Origin of the sequence: Curtobacterium sp. MCSS17_005, from assembly GCF_003234225.2 — a bacterium.
In the GTDB taxonomy this organism is placed as follows: Bacteria; Actinomycetota; Actinomycetes; order Actinomycetales; family Microbacteriaceae; genus Curtobacterium; species Curtobacterium flaccumfaciens.
The window spans coordinates 1,558,183-1,571,387 of record NZ_CP126258.1 but is presented as its reverse complement, the minus strand read 5'-3'; the positions used below and the strand labels follow the sequence as shown (position 1 = coordinate 1,571,387).

Below are 13,205 nucleotides of genomic sequence, written 5' to 3'. Positions count from 1 at the left end.
ATCACGATCTCGGCCCGGCACCCCCGTGGCCGCCCGCGGCGTTCGGGCATCGGGTGTTCGATCGGTCCATGAGCACCGAGCCGGCCGCACCGCCCGAAGCCGCACCACACCCAGCCGCACCGCACCCAGCCGCACCGCACACACCGCCGAACCGCATCGAGGACCACGCCCTGATCGGCGACACCGGCACCGCTGCCCTGGTCGGCCGCGACGGGACCATCGACTGGGCCTGCCTGCCACGCTTCGACAGCTCGTCCACCTTCGCCTCGTTGCTCGGCACCGAGGACCACGGCCACTGGACGCTGCGACCCGTCGACGACGACGCCACGGCCGAGTGGCGGTACCACGGCGACACCCTGGTGCTCTCGACCGTGTGGACCACCCGTGACGGCGTGGTCGAGGTCACCGAGTTCATGCCCGTCGGGGCGCACCGCCCCTCGATCATCCGCCGGGTGCGTGGGCTCCGCGGCACCGTCGAGCTCCGGCAGACGCTCCGGATCCGCTTCGACTACTCGCGCGCCCTGCCCTGGATCCGGCAGATCGGGGATGACGACGAACCCGCGCTGCTCGCGACGGCGGGCCCCGGCTCGGTGATCGTCCGGGGGCCGCAGTTCCGCGCCGACGACCACCGGCACACCGCCGTCACGACGATCCACGACGGCGACGTGCTCGACACGGTGCTCACCTGGTACCCGTCGCACCGCGAGCCGCCGGAGCCGCTCGACGTCGACGCGGCCCTCGCCCACACCATCTCGTGGTGGACGGCGTGGACCGCCCCCGCGCAGACCACCGGTCGGTACGCCCACGCCGCACGACGGTCGCTGGTGTTCCTCCGCGCGATGACCCACGGCGAGACCGGTGGCGTCGTCGCCGCCGCGACCACGGGCCTGCCGGAGGACCCCGGCGGCGAACGCAACTGGGACTACCGCTACGTGTGGCTGCGCGACGCCTCCCTCGCGCTCGCGTCGCTCATCGCCCACGGCTACCGCGACGAGGCGACGCACTGGCGCGGCTGGCTGCTGCGCGCGATCGCAGGCGACCCCGCCGACGTGCAGATCATGTACGGCATCGCCGGCGAACGCGAGCTGCCCGAACGGGAACTACCCGAGCTGCCCGGGTACCTCGGGTCGACGCCCGTGCGCGTCGGCAACGGCGCCTCGACGCAGTACCAGGGCGACGTCTTCGGCGAGGTGCTCGCGGCACTGCACGACGCCCGCGAGCTCGGGGTCGAGGAGAACGCCGACTCCTGGGCGCTGCAGCGGGCACTGCTCGGCTACGTCGAGGAGCACTGGCAGGAGCCGGACAACGGCATCTGGGAGATGCGCGGGCCTCGGCGCAGCTTCACGCACTCGCGGGTGATGATCTGGGCCGCGTTCGACCGCGGGGTCGCCGCGGTCGAGGAGTTCGGCCTCGAGGGCCCCGTCGACCGCTGGCGCACCCTGCGCCACACCGTCCGCGCCGAGATCGAGGAGCACGGCTGGAACGCCGAGCGCGGTTCGTTCCGCCAGCACTACGACACCGACGAGGTCGACGCGAGTCTGCTCGTCCTGCCGCAGGTCGGGTTCTGCCGCGCCGACGACCCCCGGATGACGGGCACCGTCCGCGCCATCGAGGAGGACCTCCGGGTCGGGGACGACGGCCTCGTGCTCCGCTACCGCACGACGGCCGGCTTCGACGGGCTGTCCGGCGCCGAGCACCCGTTCCTGGCGTGCTCGTTCTGGTTGGTGGAGCAGTACGCCGCCTCCGGTCGGGTGGACGACGCCGAGCGCCTCATGGACGTGCTCGTCGGGTACGCGAACGACGTCGGCATGCTCTCCGAGGAGATCGACGTCGCCACCGGACACCACATCGGCAACACCCCGCAGGTGCTGTCGCACCTGACGCTCGTGTCGGCAGCGGACGCCATCGAGCGCGCCCGTGGCGCGACTGTCGGGCACCGCACGCGGTTGCCCGTCCACGACGGCGGCACCCGATCGTGGACCGGCGAGGGTGAGCGCGCCGGCTCCCCCGCCTGATGCGTCTTGCGATGCCCTGATGGCGACCCCACGACGGACGGGAGGCCCGGTGCCAGCTGGCACCGGGCCTCCCGTCCGTCAGGGCGTCCGTTCAGGACGTCGGCAGCGCGTCCGTCAGGACGACGACTCCCAGTCCGCCGGGCCGCGCGAACCGGCGCGGTACTCCTCGAGCGGGACCTCGTCGGCCTTCCAGGCGGCGACGACCGGCTCCACGATCTCCCAGCAGCGCTCGGCCACGTCACCGCGGATGGAGAGCAGCGGGTCGTCGTGGAAGATGCCGTTCAGGACCTCGCCGTACGGGGTGAGCTCGCCATCGCTGAACGAGGACGACAGGGTGACCTGGCCCATCTCGAACGGGTTGCCTCCGCCGTTGGCCGACACCGACAGCTCGATCTCGTCCGGGTTCAGGACGATGCGCAGCGTGTCGGTCTTCGGACGACCGCTCAGACCGGAGGGCAGGCGCGTGACCGGCTTGAAGGTGATCAGCACCTCTTTCCGGCTGGCGCCGAGGGCCTTGCCGGAACGCAGGGTGAAGGGAACGCCGGCCCAGCGGGCGGTGTCGACCTCGACCGAGATCTCGGCGAGGGTCTCCGTCTTGCGCGACGGGTCGACGCCGTCCTCGTCCTGGTACGACGGGAGTTCCTTGCCGTCGATGGTGCCGGCCGTGTAGACCGCACGGCGCGAGGCGATCTTCGCGTCGTCGCCCTTGAGGCGGGTGGAGCGCAGGACCCGGGCGAGCGACGAGCGGAACTCGACCGCGTCGATCGCGGCCGGGGCGTCCATCGTGACCAGGCCGAGGATCTGCAGCAGGTGCGACTGGATCATGTCGACCATCGCGCCGGCCTCGTCGTAGTACTGGGCGCGGTTCTCGAGACCGAGGGTCTCGTCGTAGAAGATGTCGACCTTCTCGATGTTCTCGGCGTTCCAGATGGGCTCGAACAGGCGGTTCGCGAAGCGCAGACCGATGATGTTCAGCACCGTGGTGCGACCGAGGAAGTGGTCGGTGCGGTGCACGCGGTCCTCGGGGACGAGCTTGAGCACCGTCTCGTTGAGGGCCTGGGCACTGGCGACGTCGGTGCCGAAGGGCTTCTCGAACGCCAGGGTCGTGCCCTCGGGGAGCTCGACGTGCTGGAGCGCCTCACAGATGTCGGACGCGATCTGCGGCGGGAGGGCGAAGTACAGGATCGGCTCGGACTCGGCCGCGGCCAGGAGCGCCTCGAGGTGCTTCGGGTCGGTGGGGTCGCCCTGGATGAACTGCGTCGACTCGATGGTCGCGTCGACCTCCGGCCCCTTGACGTCCTGCGACGCGAAAGACTGCGTGACGATGTCCTTCCACTTCTCGGGGGTGCGCTCGCTGCGGCCCGTGCCGATCAGCTGCACGGGGACGGCACGGCCGCTCTGCAGGAACGTGCCGAGGCCCGGCAGGAGCAGGCGGGAGGCGAGGTCGCCCGTCGCGCCGAAGATGATGAGGGTGCGCTTGTCGGTCACCTGAGGTGACTCCTTTCGCTGTGGTGGGAGGTCCGCTCCAGTCAAGTCGCGGGCGGGCCCGTTTGTTCCGGATCGGGACCGGAGTTCGGCTCCTGGACGCACTTCGGGCGGCACCGTTCTGGTGCCGCCCGAAGTGTCAGGTGCGCTGCAGCGCCGGGTCAGTGCCCGAAGTTGCCGCGGTAGTACTCGTAGACCCAGCCGACCAGGGTGATCGCCACGAGGACGAGCCCGATCGGGACGATCCACAGGCCGGCTGCGACGCCCAGGAAGCAGACGCCGACCGCGGCGGCCAGCAGGATCGGCCACCACGACCACGGGCTGAAGTGCCCGAGCTCGGCGTCGCCGTCCTCGATGTTGGCGTCGGGGCGGTCCTCGGGAAGGACCCCGCCCTGGGACGACATGACCTTGCCGAGGTAGAACGCGATGAACGCGGACATCAGGCCGGTCAGGCCGATGGCGACGGTGCCCACCCACTCGGGCTCGCCATAGTAGATCAGCGCCCAGATGGTGTAGGCGGCATCCGCCAGGATGAAGAACCCGAAGAGGATCCAGAACAGGTTGGTGTTCGCGCGCATGGCGTTACTTCACCTCGCCCTTCGCGGCGTCGTAGGTCGGGGCATCGGGGGCGTCCTTCGCGGGACCGACACCGATCGGCACACCGGCCTCGGGGTGGTTCAGGTCGAAGGCCGGGGACTCCGAACGGATGCGCGGGATCGACGTGAAGTTGTGGCGCGGCGGCGGGCAGGAGGTCGCCCACTCGAGCGAGCGGCCGTAGCCCCACGGGTCGTTCACGGCGACCTTCGGCGCGTTCCGGGCGGTCACGTAGACGTTGAAGATGAACGGCAGGAACGAGATCGCGAGGATCATCGAGCCGATCGTCGACAGCTGGTTCATCCACGTGAAGCCGTCGTTCGGCAGGTAGGTCGCGTAGCGACGCGGCATACCGATGACGCCCAGCCAGTGCTGGATGAGGAACGTGGTGTGGAACCCGATGAACAGGAGCCAGAAGTGGATCTTGCCGAGACGCTCGTTGAGCATCTTGCCGGTCCACTTCGGCCACCAGAAGTAGAAGCCGGAGAACATCGCGAAGACGACGGTTCCGAAGACCACGTAGTGGAAGTGCGCGACGACGAAGTACGAGTCGGACACGTGGAAGTCGAGCGGCGGCGACGCCAGGATGACACCGGTCAGACCACCGAAGGTGAACGTGATCAGGAAGCCGAGGGCCCAGAGCAGCGGGGTCTCGAACGTGACCGAGCCGCGCCACATCGTGCCGACCCAGTTGAAGATCTTCACGCCGGTCGGGACCGCGATGAGCATCGTCATGAGGGAGAACCACGGGAGCAGGACGCCACCGGTGACGTACATGTGGTGCGCCCACACCGTGACCGAGAGGGCCGCGATGGAGATGGTCGCGTAGACCAGGGTCTTGTACCCGAAGATCGGCTTGCGGCTGAACACCGGGAAGACCTCGGAGACGATGCCGAAGAACGGCAGCGCGATGATGTAGACCTCGGGGTGCCCGAAGAACCAGAACAGGTGCTGCCACAGCAGGGCCCCACCGTTGGCCGGGTTGAAGATCTGCGCGTCGAACACGCGGTCGAGACCGAGGCCGAAGAGCGCCGTCGCGAGGACCGGGAAGGCCATCAGGACGAGGAGCGCCGTCACGAGGGTGTTCCACGTGAAGATCGACATGCGGAACATGGTCAGACCCGGGGCACGCATCGTGATGATCGTGGTGATGAAGTTCACCGCGCCGAGGATCGTCGAGAAGCCGGTCATGCCCAGCCCGAAGACCCAGAGTGTTCCGCCGAGCCCTGGTGTGAACGTCGTGTCACTCAGTGGCGCGTAGGCGAACCACCCGAAGGAGGCAGCACCCTGCGGGGTGAGGAAGCCGCCGACCGCGATGAGCGAGCCGAACAGGTAGAGCCAGAAGGCGAAGCCGTTGAGTCGCGGGAAGGCGACGTCGGGCGCGCCGATCTGGAGCGGCATGATCGCGTTCGCGAAGCCGGAGAACAGCGGCGTCGCGAACATCAGCAGCATGATCGTGCCGTGCATCGTGAACAGCTGGTTGTACTGCTCCTTCGTCGCGACCACGTGCAGGCCGGGTTCGAAGAGCTGGGCACGGATCACGAGGGCCATCACACCTGCGAGCAGGAAGAAGATGAACGACGCGATCAGGTACATGTACCCGATGGTCTTGTGGTCGGTGGAGGTGATCCACCGGACGACGATGTTGCCCTTCCGACCCACCTTCGACGCCTGGAAGTCCGGCGACGAGGTCTGGGTCGGTTGGCCGACGAGTGACGTTGTCATCTGACGAGCCCCTACTTGTTCTCGCTGGACGCCTCGACCGGCGCCTTGTTGTTCGGTTCGTTGGAGTTGGTGTTGTACTCGTCACCGAGCAGACCGACCTTGCCCTGGTCCTTCAGGGTGTCGAGGTAGTCCTGGTACTGCGCCGGGGTGACGACCTTCACCTGGAAGAGCATCAGCGAGTGGTACTCACCACAGAGCTCAGCGCACTTGCCCTGGTACGTGCCGAGCTTCTCCGGGATGAAGTACTCCCAGTTGGTCTTGCCCGGGAGCATGTCCTTCTTGTAGAGGAAGTCGATGACCCAGAAGGAGTGGTCGACGTCGCGCGAGGAGAGCTCGATCGCGACCTTCTTGCCCTTCGGCAGGTAGAGGGTCGGCAGCTGCGACTCGTCGATCGCCCCGTTGGCGTTCTCTTCTTCCTGGGCCTGGATGCCCTGGTAGTAGACGCTCTCTTCGGGGTTGTCCTTGTTGATGTAGTTGAAGTCCCACGCCCAGCGCTTGCCGTACACGTGCACGGTGGCGTCGGGGTCGGCGAAGGGCTTCTCGATCGCGGCCTGGTCCTTGGCGGTGAAGGCGAAGAAGCCGAGCACGAGGATCAGCGGCACGATCGTGTAGAAGATCTCGAGCGGCATGTTGTACCGCATCTGCACGGGCAGGCCGGTCTGGCCCTTCCGGCGGCGGTAGACGATCGCGGCCCAGATGACGAGGCCCCACACGATGAGACCGACGGCGAGGAGAACGACCCAGCTGGTGGTCCACAGGCCGACGATGCGGCTCGTGTGGTTGGTGACGTTCTTCGTCTCCTCCGTGCCGGGGAGCCATCCGTTCATCTGCTGCTGCGTGCAGCCAGCCAGTGCGATGACCAGACCGACGGCCACCGGGACGGCCGCCCAACGTATACGGCGATTCGAACGCACTGTTACCTCTCGCAAAAGACGTGAGCTTCGGAGGTCAGCCCGTCGAGTCCGACGGCGAGCCGCACGAAGGCGGCGCATGGCTGGCTCCCAGCTTGATTGGAACACTCCTAGCTTACTCGCAGCTCGGTACCGCTCGCGCACACACGACACGGTTCTGGCCTCGATCCGCATGCTCGTTGGCCGGTTCCACCCCGGTTGCTCCGCGCCCTGGTGCGCCCAGGCGCGCCGCCTCCGGTCACACGAACGCGAGCGGGGAGCGACCCTTCCGGTCGCTCCCCGCTCGCGTGTCGGATCGCTGGTGATCAGTGGAAGCTGTCACCACAGGCGCAGCTGCCCTGCGCGTTCGGGTTGTCGATCGTGAAGCCCTGCTTCTGGATCGTGTCCTCGAAGTCGATCGTCGCGCCGTCGAGGTACGGGACGCTCATCTTGTCGACGACGACCTCGACCCCGTCGAACTCGGCGGTGACGTCACCGTCGAGCAGGCGCTCGTCGAAGTAGAGCTGGTAGATCAGGCCGGAGCAGCCGCCGGGCTGGACGGCGAGGCGCAGGCGCAGGTCGTCGCGGCCCTCCTGCTCGAGCAGGCTCGCCACCTTGCCGGCAGCGGCGTCGCTCAGGAGGACGCCGTGCGACTGCGTTTCGGTCGCCGGTGCTTCGGTGATGGTGTCGCTCATCGCGCGTCTCCCTCCGGGCGGTGCTGGTCACCGCGCCTGGCGTCGATTGTAAGCACCCTCAGCTGCGCGTCGCGAGCCTGGCGAGCAGGATCGTCTCCGACGCGATGGCACGGTGCAGGACACCGAGGTGTTGGGACTCGTTCGGGCTGTGGGCACGGGTGTCCGGGTCCTCGACACCGGTGACCAGGATCTGCGCGTCCGGGAACTCCGCGGCGAGGTCCGACACGAACGGGATCGAGCCACCGATGCCCTGCTCGACCGCCTCGGCACCCCAGCCCTCGCGCATGGCCGTGCGGGCCTCCTGCACGGCCCAGCCGGCGGTGTCGACGAGGAACCCGTCGCCGCTGTCCGGCTCGGTGATCTCCATCCGTGCGCCGAACGGGACGTGCTCGCGCAGGTGCCGCTCGACGGCCGCGTACGCCTGCCGGGCGTCCTGACCGGGGGCGACGCGGACCGAGACCCGTGCCGAGACCGTGGGCAGCAGGGTGTTCGAGGCGTTCGCGACGCTCGGCACGTCCATGCCGGTCACCGTGATCGACGGCTGGAACCACATGCGGGACAACACGGCGCCGGTGCCGATCGGGCGGACACCGGGCACGAGCGCGGCGTCGACGGCGAGTTCATCCTCGGTGCGCTCCGGCACGTCGGCCTCGTACGAGGACAGCCCGTCGACGGCGACCGAACCGTCGGCGTCGTGCAGCGAAGCGAGCAGCCGCACCATCGGGATCATCGCGTCCGGGGCCGCTCCCCCGAACATGCCGCTGTGGCTGGCGTGCTCGAGCGTGGTCAGGGTGAGCTTGAAGGTGACGTTGCCGCGCAGCGAGACCGTGATCGACGGCACCTCGGTCGACCAGTTGTCGCTGTCCGCCACGACGATGACGTCGGCGGCGAGGTGCTCCTTCTGCTCGCGCAGGAACGTGCGGAACGAGCGGGAGCCGAACTCCTCCTCGCCCTCGACGAACAGCACGATCCCGAGGTCGAGGTCGTCACCGAACTGGGCGTGCACCGCGCGGAGCGACGCGATGTGCGTCATCACACCGGCCTTGTCGTCCGAGGCGCCGCGGCCGTACAGGCGGTCACCGCGCAGGGTCGGCTCGAACGGCGGCGTCTCCCACAGGGCCTCGTCGCCCTGCGGCTGCACGTCGTGGTGGGCGTAGAGCATCACCGTCGGCTTGCCGTTCCGCGCCGGGCGCACCGCGAGCACCGCGGGCTGGCCGAGCTCGGTCTCCGCGTCGGCCTCGGCGACGTCGGCGGTCGAGCCGGACACCGCCGAGCGCACGATCCGGACGTCGTCCGCGCCGAACACCCCGGTCGACCGGGCGAGGTCCGCGACGGCCTCGGCACTCGCGCGCACGTTCGCCGGGTCGAAGGCCGACCAGGACACCGACGGCAGACGCACCAGCGCGGACAGGTCGGCGATCGTCGTGGGCAGTGCCCCCTGCACGTGTTCGCGCAGGGCGTCGAGGAGCGCGGGGTCGGTCGCGGGGCTGTGCTGTTCGCTGTCGGTCATGCCCGGTAATCTAGAGGAGATCCCGCACGCACACCGCCGTTAGGAACGCACCGTGGCGAAGGCAGCCCCCAAGACCAACACGACCGTCAACCCGACCGAGGCCGAGCTCCTCGAGCAGGGCAAGGGCCGCCCCACGCCGTCCCGCCGCGAGCGAGAGGCAGCGAACCGCCGCCCCCTCGTCGGCAACACGCCGGTCGACAAGAAGGCCGCCCGCGCACGTCTCAACTCGGAGCGCGAGCGTGCCCGGGTCGGCATGGCCAACGGCGAGGAGCGCTACCTGCCGGCGAAGGACCGCGGGGAGCAGCGACGCTTCGTCCGCGACTGGATCGACGCGCGCTGGAACGTCGGCGAGGTCATGATGCCCGTGCTCGTGCTGTTCCTCATCGTCGGGTTCGCGGCCGCGCAGACCGTGATCGCGTCCTACTCGCTCCTGCTGGTGTGGGCGTTCGTGGCGCTGTTCATCATCGACTGCGTGGTGCTGTGGCTGTCGCTCCGCCGCAAGCTCACCAACAAGTTCGGCGAGTTCCAGCGCGGCACGTTCCTCTACATCCTCACGCGGGCGTGGCAGCTGCGCTTCCTGCGGCTGCCGAAGCCCCAGGTCCGGCGTGGGCAGTACCCCACGCTCTAGACACACGCACACGACGAAGCGCCGCCCGGCCTGCCGGGCGGCGCTTCGTCGTTCCCGCTCCCCTGCTCCCCACTCCCCCGTTCGTGCTTCGTGAGCAGGAATGGTCGGGTGGGCGCGGCGCACCCGACCATTGCTGCTCACGAAGCGGCCGTGAGCGCGCCCCCATGACGGACTGGAGGCCCGTGGCGATGTCGCCACGGGCCTCCAGTCCGTCAGGTGGTCGCGTCTACCGCGCGGCGCGACGCAGCCGCCGACGGCGCAGCCGGTTGATGCGCGCGGCCCAGGTCGGTCCCTCGTAGAGGAACGCCGTGTAGCCCTGCACGAGCGTGGCTCCGGCGTCGATGCGGTCCTGCACGTCCTGCTCGGTGGTCACACCACCGACGGCGATGACGCAGAATTCGGCGGGCACCGCGGCGCGGACGCGACGCAGCACCTCGAGCGAGCGGGCGGCGACCGGCGCACCGGAGAGTCCCCCGGCACCCATCGCCTCGACGTCGGACGGATCGGCCGTCAGGCCGTCGCGGGAGATCGTCGTGTTGTTCGCGATCACCCCGGACAGTCCGAGCTCGACCGCGAGGCCCGCGATCGCGTCGATCTGCTCGTCCGTCAGGTCCGGTGCGATCTTGACGAGCACCGGCGTCCGGCCGGCGGCGTCACGCACCGCGGACAGCAGCGGTCGGAGCTGGTCGAGTTCCTGCAGTCCACGCAGACCGGGCGTGTTCGGCGAGCTGACGTTGACCGCCAGGTAGTCCGCGAACGTGGCGAGCCGACGGGTGGACTCGAGGTAGTCGTCGATGGCGTCCTCGACGGAGACGACCCGGCTCTTGCCGATGTTCACGCCGATGACCGGTCGGCCGGGGTTGCGGCGGGCGCGCTCGAGGCGGCGGGCGGCCGCTGCTGCGCCGTGGTTGTTGAAGCCCATGCGGTTGATCAGGGCGCGGTCGCCGATCAGCCGGAACAGGCGCGGGCGCTCGTTGCCGGGCTGCGGCTTGGCGGTGATGGTGCCGACCTCGACGTGGCCGAAGCCGAGCAGGCCGAGACCGGCGATGCCGCGGGCGTCCTTGTCGAACCCGGCCGCCAGGCCGAACCGCGACGGGAAGTGGATGCCCATCGTGGTGATGCCGTCGGCCGCCGCGGGACGGCAGTAGCGCTCGACGACGCCGCTCAGGAACGGCACGCGGGGCAGCCCCGCGATGACGGCGAAGGCCAGGTGGTGGGCGCGTTCCGGGTCCATGTTCGCGAACACGGAGCGGAACACGACGCGGTAGCCGCCGCGCACGATGCGTTCGGCGATGCCGCTCACGCGCGCGAGCCGGACGGTGTGGACGACCCGGCGGCCGTGTCGGATGCCGCGTGGTGGTCGCGGCGGAGCTGGCCGATGGCGTCCTCGAAGTCCTCGAGCGAGTCGAACGCCTGGTAGACGCTCGCGAACCGCAGGTAGGCGACCTCGTCGAGCTCCCGCAGGGGCGCGAGGATCGCGAGGCCGATGTCGTTCGCGTCGATCTGGCTGGACCCGGAGGACCGCACGGTCTCCTCGACGCGCTGCGCGAGCACGGCCAGGTCACCGTCGGTGACCGGGCGCCCCTGGCACGCCTTGCGCACGCCGGAGACGATCTTGTCGCGGCTGAACGGTTCGGTGACGCCGTTGCGCTTCACGACGTTGAGCGATGCGGTCTCGGTGGTCGAGAACCGCCGACCGCAGTTGGGGCACTGTCGACGGCGGCGGATGGAGGTTCCGTCGTCGCTCGTCCGTGAGTCGACGACGCGGGAGTCCGGGTGGCGGCAGAAGGGGCAGAACATGTCGTTCCCCAGGCTATCGGTTCGTACGCTCCGTCACGGCGGCCCCGTGCGCCGGGAGCTGCTCCTCGGTGGACAGGGCGACGATGTGCGGCGCGACGTCGGCCAGGGCCTCGGGCGTGTACCGGACGATCTGCTGGGGTCGCAGGAACGTCGACGCGGACAGCCCGGACCCGAAGCGGGCCTGGCCGCCGGTCGGCAGCACGTGGTTCGACCCGGCCAGGTAGTCCCCCAGGCTCACCGGCGTGCTCGGCCCGACGAACACCGCACCGGCGGCGTCGATGTCGGCCAGCACGGCGTCGTCGTCGACCGTCTGGATCTCGAGGTGCTCCGGCCCGTAGGCGTTGCTCACGGTCGCCGCGTCGGTCAGCGAGTCCACCAGGACGATCGCGGACTGCGGTCCGTCCAGGGCTGCCTGGAGGCGCACAGCCGTCCCGAGCACCGCCGTGCGTTCCGGGATGGCCACCTCCACCGCGTCGGCGAACGCCGCGGACGTCGTCACCAGCACGCTGCCGGCCTGCTCGTCGTGCTCGGCCTGGCTGATGAGGTCGGCGGCCACGAACCCGGCGTCGGCCGTTTCGTCCGCGATCACGAGGATCTCGGTCGCCCCGGCCTCGGAGTCGATGCCCACCACACCGCGCACCAGACGCTTGGCGGCGGCGACGTAGTTGTTGCCCGGCCCGGTGACCAGGTCGACCGGCTCGAGGTCGATCTCGGCGACGCCGTACGCCAGCGCGCCGACGGCTCCGGCGCCTCCCATCGCGTAGACCTCGTCGATGCCGAGCAGCCCCGCCGCGGCGAGGATCGTCGGGTGCACCGCGCCGCCGTGGTCGCGCTGCGGCGGCGACACGAGGGCGATCGAGGGCACGCCCGCGACCTGGGCCGCGACGACGTTCATCACGACGCTGGACGGGTAGACGGCCTTGCCACCGGGCACGTAGAGCCCCACACGGCGCATCGGCTGCCAGCGCTGGTGGACCTCGGCGCCGTCGGCCAGGGTGGTCACGGACGGGGCGGGGATCTGCGCGGCACTCGCGGCCCGGACGCGGCGGATGGCCTCGTCGAGTGCTGCTCGGACCTCGGGCGTGAGGCCGGCCACGGCGGCGGTGATCTCGGCAGCGGGCACCCGGACGTTCGCGGGAGCCCCGCCGTCGAAGCGCTCGGCCTGGTCGTGCAGGGCCGCGGCCCCGCGGTGTCGGACGTCCTCGATCAACTCGCGCGCGGCGTCGACCGCGTGCGTCACGTCACCCGCGGCACGGGGCATGAGTCGGAGGAGTTCGGCACGGGCGGGGAGGCCGCCGCGGAGGTCGATTCGCTGCATCATGAGGGGTCCAGCGTACCGGCGGCGTGCTGCACGACCGCGTCGACCACGGGCCGGTGGCGGGCCGTCTGGTCGGCGTCCCACGCGTCGAGCAGGTGCAGTGTGGCGATCCGGAACGCCAGCGCACGGACGAGCAACTGCGGCCATCCGGGGACGCCGGTCGTGCCGCCGAACGCCCGTCGGTCACGCGGTCCGGAGGATCTTCACCATCGGCCGGCCCTTGGCGACCTCGTCGACGAGCTTGTCGAGGTACCGGATCTGCCGCATGAGCGGGTCGTCGAGCTCCTCGATCCGCACCCCGCAGATCACCCCGGTGATGAGCGGGGCGTTCGGGTTGAGGTGCGCGCCGGCGAAGAAGTCCTCGAACGTGGTCCGGTCGGCCAGGTGCTGCGCGAGCGCCAGGTCGTCGAAGCCGGTCAACCACTCGATGACGGTGTCGAGCTCCGCCTTCGTGTGGCCTTTCCGCTCCACCTTCGCCAGGTAGTGCCCGTAGACGTCCGCGACGGGCGTCCCGAAGATCCGGTGACCGGCCATGCTCGACGCTC

The 13,205-nt window shown here is 69.9% G+C and carries 13 protein-coding genes; 2 read left to right on the top strand and 11 right to left on the bottom strand.

Annotation, left to right across the window (positions count from 1 at the left end; genetic code table 11):
* Positions 1-68: 68 nt before the first annotated feature.
* A complete protein-coding gene (locus DEJ20_RS07530; RefSeq protein WP_258377262.1) occupies positions 69-2,015 on the top strand; it encodes a glycoside hydrolase family 15 protein in 1,947 nt (648 codons plus the stop codon).
* Positions 2,016-2,129: 114 nt separating this feature from the next.
* Here the strand turns inward: DEJ20_RS07530 and DEJ20_RS07525 are convergent, their stop codons facing one another.
* The 6 genes from DEJ20_RS07525 to DEJ20_RS07500 form a co-directional block, all read right to left on the bottom strand.
* Positions 2,130-3,503, bottom strand: coding sequence for a glucose-6-phosphate dehydrogenase (locus DEJ20_RS07525; protein WP_111236474.1), 1,374 nt, complete (start codon positions 3,501-3,503; stop codon positions 2,130-2,132).
* 158 nt (positions 3,504-3,661) lie between these two features.
* Positions 3,662-4,078: a cytochrome c oxidase subunit 4 gene (locus tag DEJ20_RS07520; RefSeq protein WP_110860187.1), complete on the bottom strand. Its 417-nt coding sequence runs from the start codon at positions 4,076-4,078 to the stop codon at positions 3,662-3,664.
* A gap of 4 nt (positions 4,079-4,082) precedes the next feature.
* The gene (gene ctaD, locus DEJ20_RS07515; RefSeq protein WP_027465266.1) at positions 4,083-5,819 is read right to left on the bottom strand and encodes an aa3-type cytochrome oxidase subunit I; all 1,737 of its coding nucleotides are present in this window, start codon (positions 5,817-5,819) and stop codon (positions 4,083-4,085) included.
* Positions 5,820-5,830: 11 nt separating this feature from the next.
* Positions 5,831-6,733, bottom strand: a complete 903-nt coding sequence (gene ctaC, locus DEJ20_RS07510) for an aa3-type cytochrome oxidase subunit II (RefSeq protein ID WP_110860185.1) — start codon at positions 6,731-6,733, stop codon at positions 5,831-5,833.
* A gap of 302 nt (positions 6,734-7,035) precedes the next feature.
* The gene (locus DEJ20_RS07505; RefSeq protein WP_035808216.1) at positions 7,036-7,404 is read right to left on the bottom strand and encodes a HesB/IscA family protein; all 369 of its coding nucleotides are present in this window, start codon (positions 7,402-7,404) and stop codon (positions 7,036-7,038) included.
* A gap of 58 nt (positions 7,405-7,462) precedes the next feature.
* A complete protein-coding gene (locus DEJ20_RS07500) occupies positions 7,463-8,914 on the bottom strand; it encodes a dipeptidase (protein ID WP_111236473.1) in 1,452 nt (483 codons plus the stop codon).
* Between the two features lie 52 nt (positions 8,915-8,966).
* Here DEJ20_RS07500 and DEJ20_RS07495 point away from each other — a divergent pair, with 52 nt between their 5' ends.
* Positions 8,967-9,542, top strand: a complete 576-nt coding sequence (locus DEJ20_RS07495; protein ID WP_111023129.1) for a DUF3043 domain-containing protein — start codon at positions 8,967-8,969, stop codon at positions 9,540-9,542.
* A 226-nt stretch (positions 9,543-9,768) separates the two neighbouring features.
* On the opposite strand, the gene DEJ20_RS07490 is transcribed toward DEJ20_RS07495, so the two are convergent.
* Genes DEJ20_RS07490 through DEJ20_RS07470 form a run of 5 tightly spaced genes read right to left on the bottom strand, consistent with a single transcriptional unit; the run spans position 9,769 to position 13,194 of the window.
* Complete coding sequence (locus DEJ20_RS07490; RefSeq protein WP_111236472.1) at positions 9,769-10,845, bottom strand: quinone-dependent dihydroorotate dehydrogenase; 1,077 nt, start codon at positions 10,843-10,845, stop codon at positions 9,769-9,771.
* Positions 10,842-11,342 carry a transcriptional regulator NrdR gene (gene nrdR, locus DEJ20_RS07485; RefSeq protein ID WP_111236471.1) on the bottom strand — a complete coding sequence of 167 codons (501 nt, stop codon included), beginning with the start codon at positions 11,340-11,342 and terminating at the stop codon, positions 10,842-10,844. Before nrdR ends, DEJ20_RS07490 begins: the two co-directional genes overlap by 4 nt.
* 13 nt (positions 11,343-11,355) lie before the next feature.
* Positions 11,356-12,663, bottom strand: coding sequence for a histidinol dehydrogenase (gene hisD / locus DEJ20_RS07480; RefSeq protein WP_111236470.1), 1,308 nt, complete (start codon positions 12,661-12,663; stop codon positions 11,356-11,358).
* Positions 12,660-12,797: a hypothetical protein gene (locus DEJ20_RS07475; protein WP_181431639.1), complete on the bottom strand. Its 138-nt coding sequence runs from the start codon at positions 12,795-12,797 to the stop codon at positions 12,660-12,662. Before DEJ20_RS07475 ends, hisD begins: the two co-directional genes overlap by 4 nt.
* Positions 12,798-12,843: 46 nt before the next feature.
* The gene (locus tag DEJ20_RS07470) at positions 12,844-13,194 is read right to left on the bottom strand and encodes a DUF2200 domain-containing protein (protein WP_027465257.1); all 351 of its coding nucleotides are present in this window, start codon (positions 13,192-13,194) and stop codon (positions 12,844-12,846) included.
* Between the last annotated feature and the right edge of the window lie 11 nt (positions 13,195-13,205).

What these genes read in the sequence shown, in the direction of transcription:
- hisD (WP_111236470.1), bottom strand. Translation starts at nt 12,663, where the DNA reads ATGATGCAGCGAATCGACCTCCGCGGCGGCCTCCCCGCCCGTGCCGAA.
- DEJ20_RS07520 (WP_110860187.1), bottom strand. Translation starts at nt 4,078, where the DNA reads ATGCGCGCGAACACCAACCTGTTCTGGATCCTCTTCGGGTTCTTCATC.
- DEJ20_RS07500 (WP_111236473.1), bottom strand. Translation starts at nt 8,914, where the DNA reads ATGACCGACAGCGAACAGCACAGCCCCGCGACCGACCCCGCGCTCCTC.
- DEJ20_RS07530 (WP_258377262.1), top strand. Translation starts at nt 69, where the DNA reads ATGAGCACCGAGCCGGCCGCACCGCCCGAAGCCGCACCACACCCAGCC.
- ctaD (WP_027465266.1), bottom strand. Translation starts at nt 5,819, where the DNA reads ATGACAACGTCACTCGTCGGCCAACCGACCCAGACCTCGTCGCCGGAC.
- DEJ20_RS07470 (WP_027465257.1), bottom strand. Translation starts at nt 13,194, where the DNA reads ATGGCCGGTCACCGGATCTTCGGGACGCCCGTCGCGGACGTCTACGGG.
- nrdR (WP_111236471.1), bottom strand. Translation starts at nt 11,342, where the DNA reads ATGTTCTGCCCCTTCTGCCGCCACCCGGACTCCCGCGTCGTCGACTCA.
- DEJ20_RS07505 (WP_035808216.1), bottom strand. Translation starts at nt 7,404, where the DNA reads ATGAGCGACACCATCACCGAAGCACCGGCGACCGAAACGCAGTCGCAC.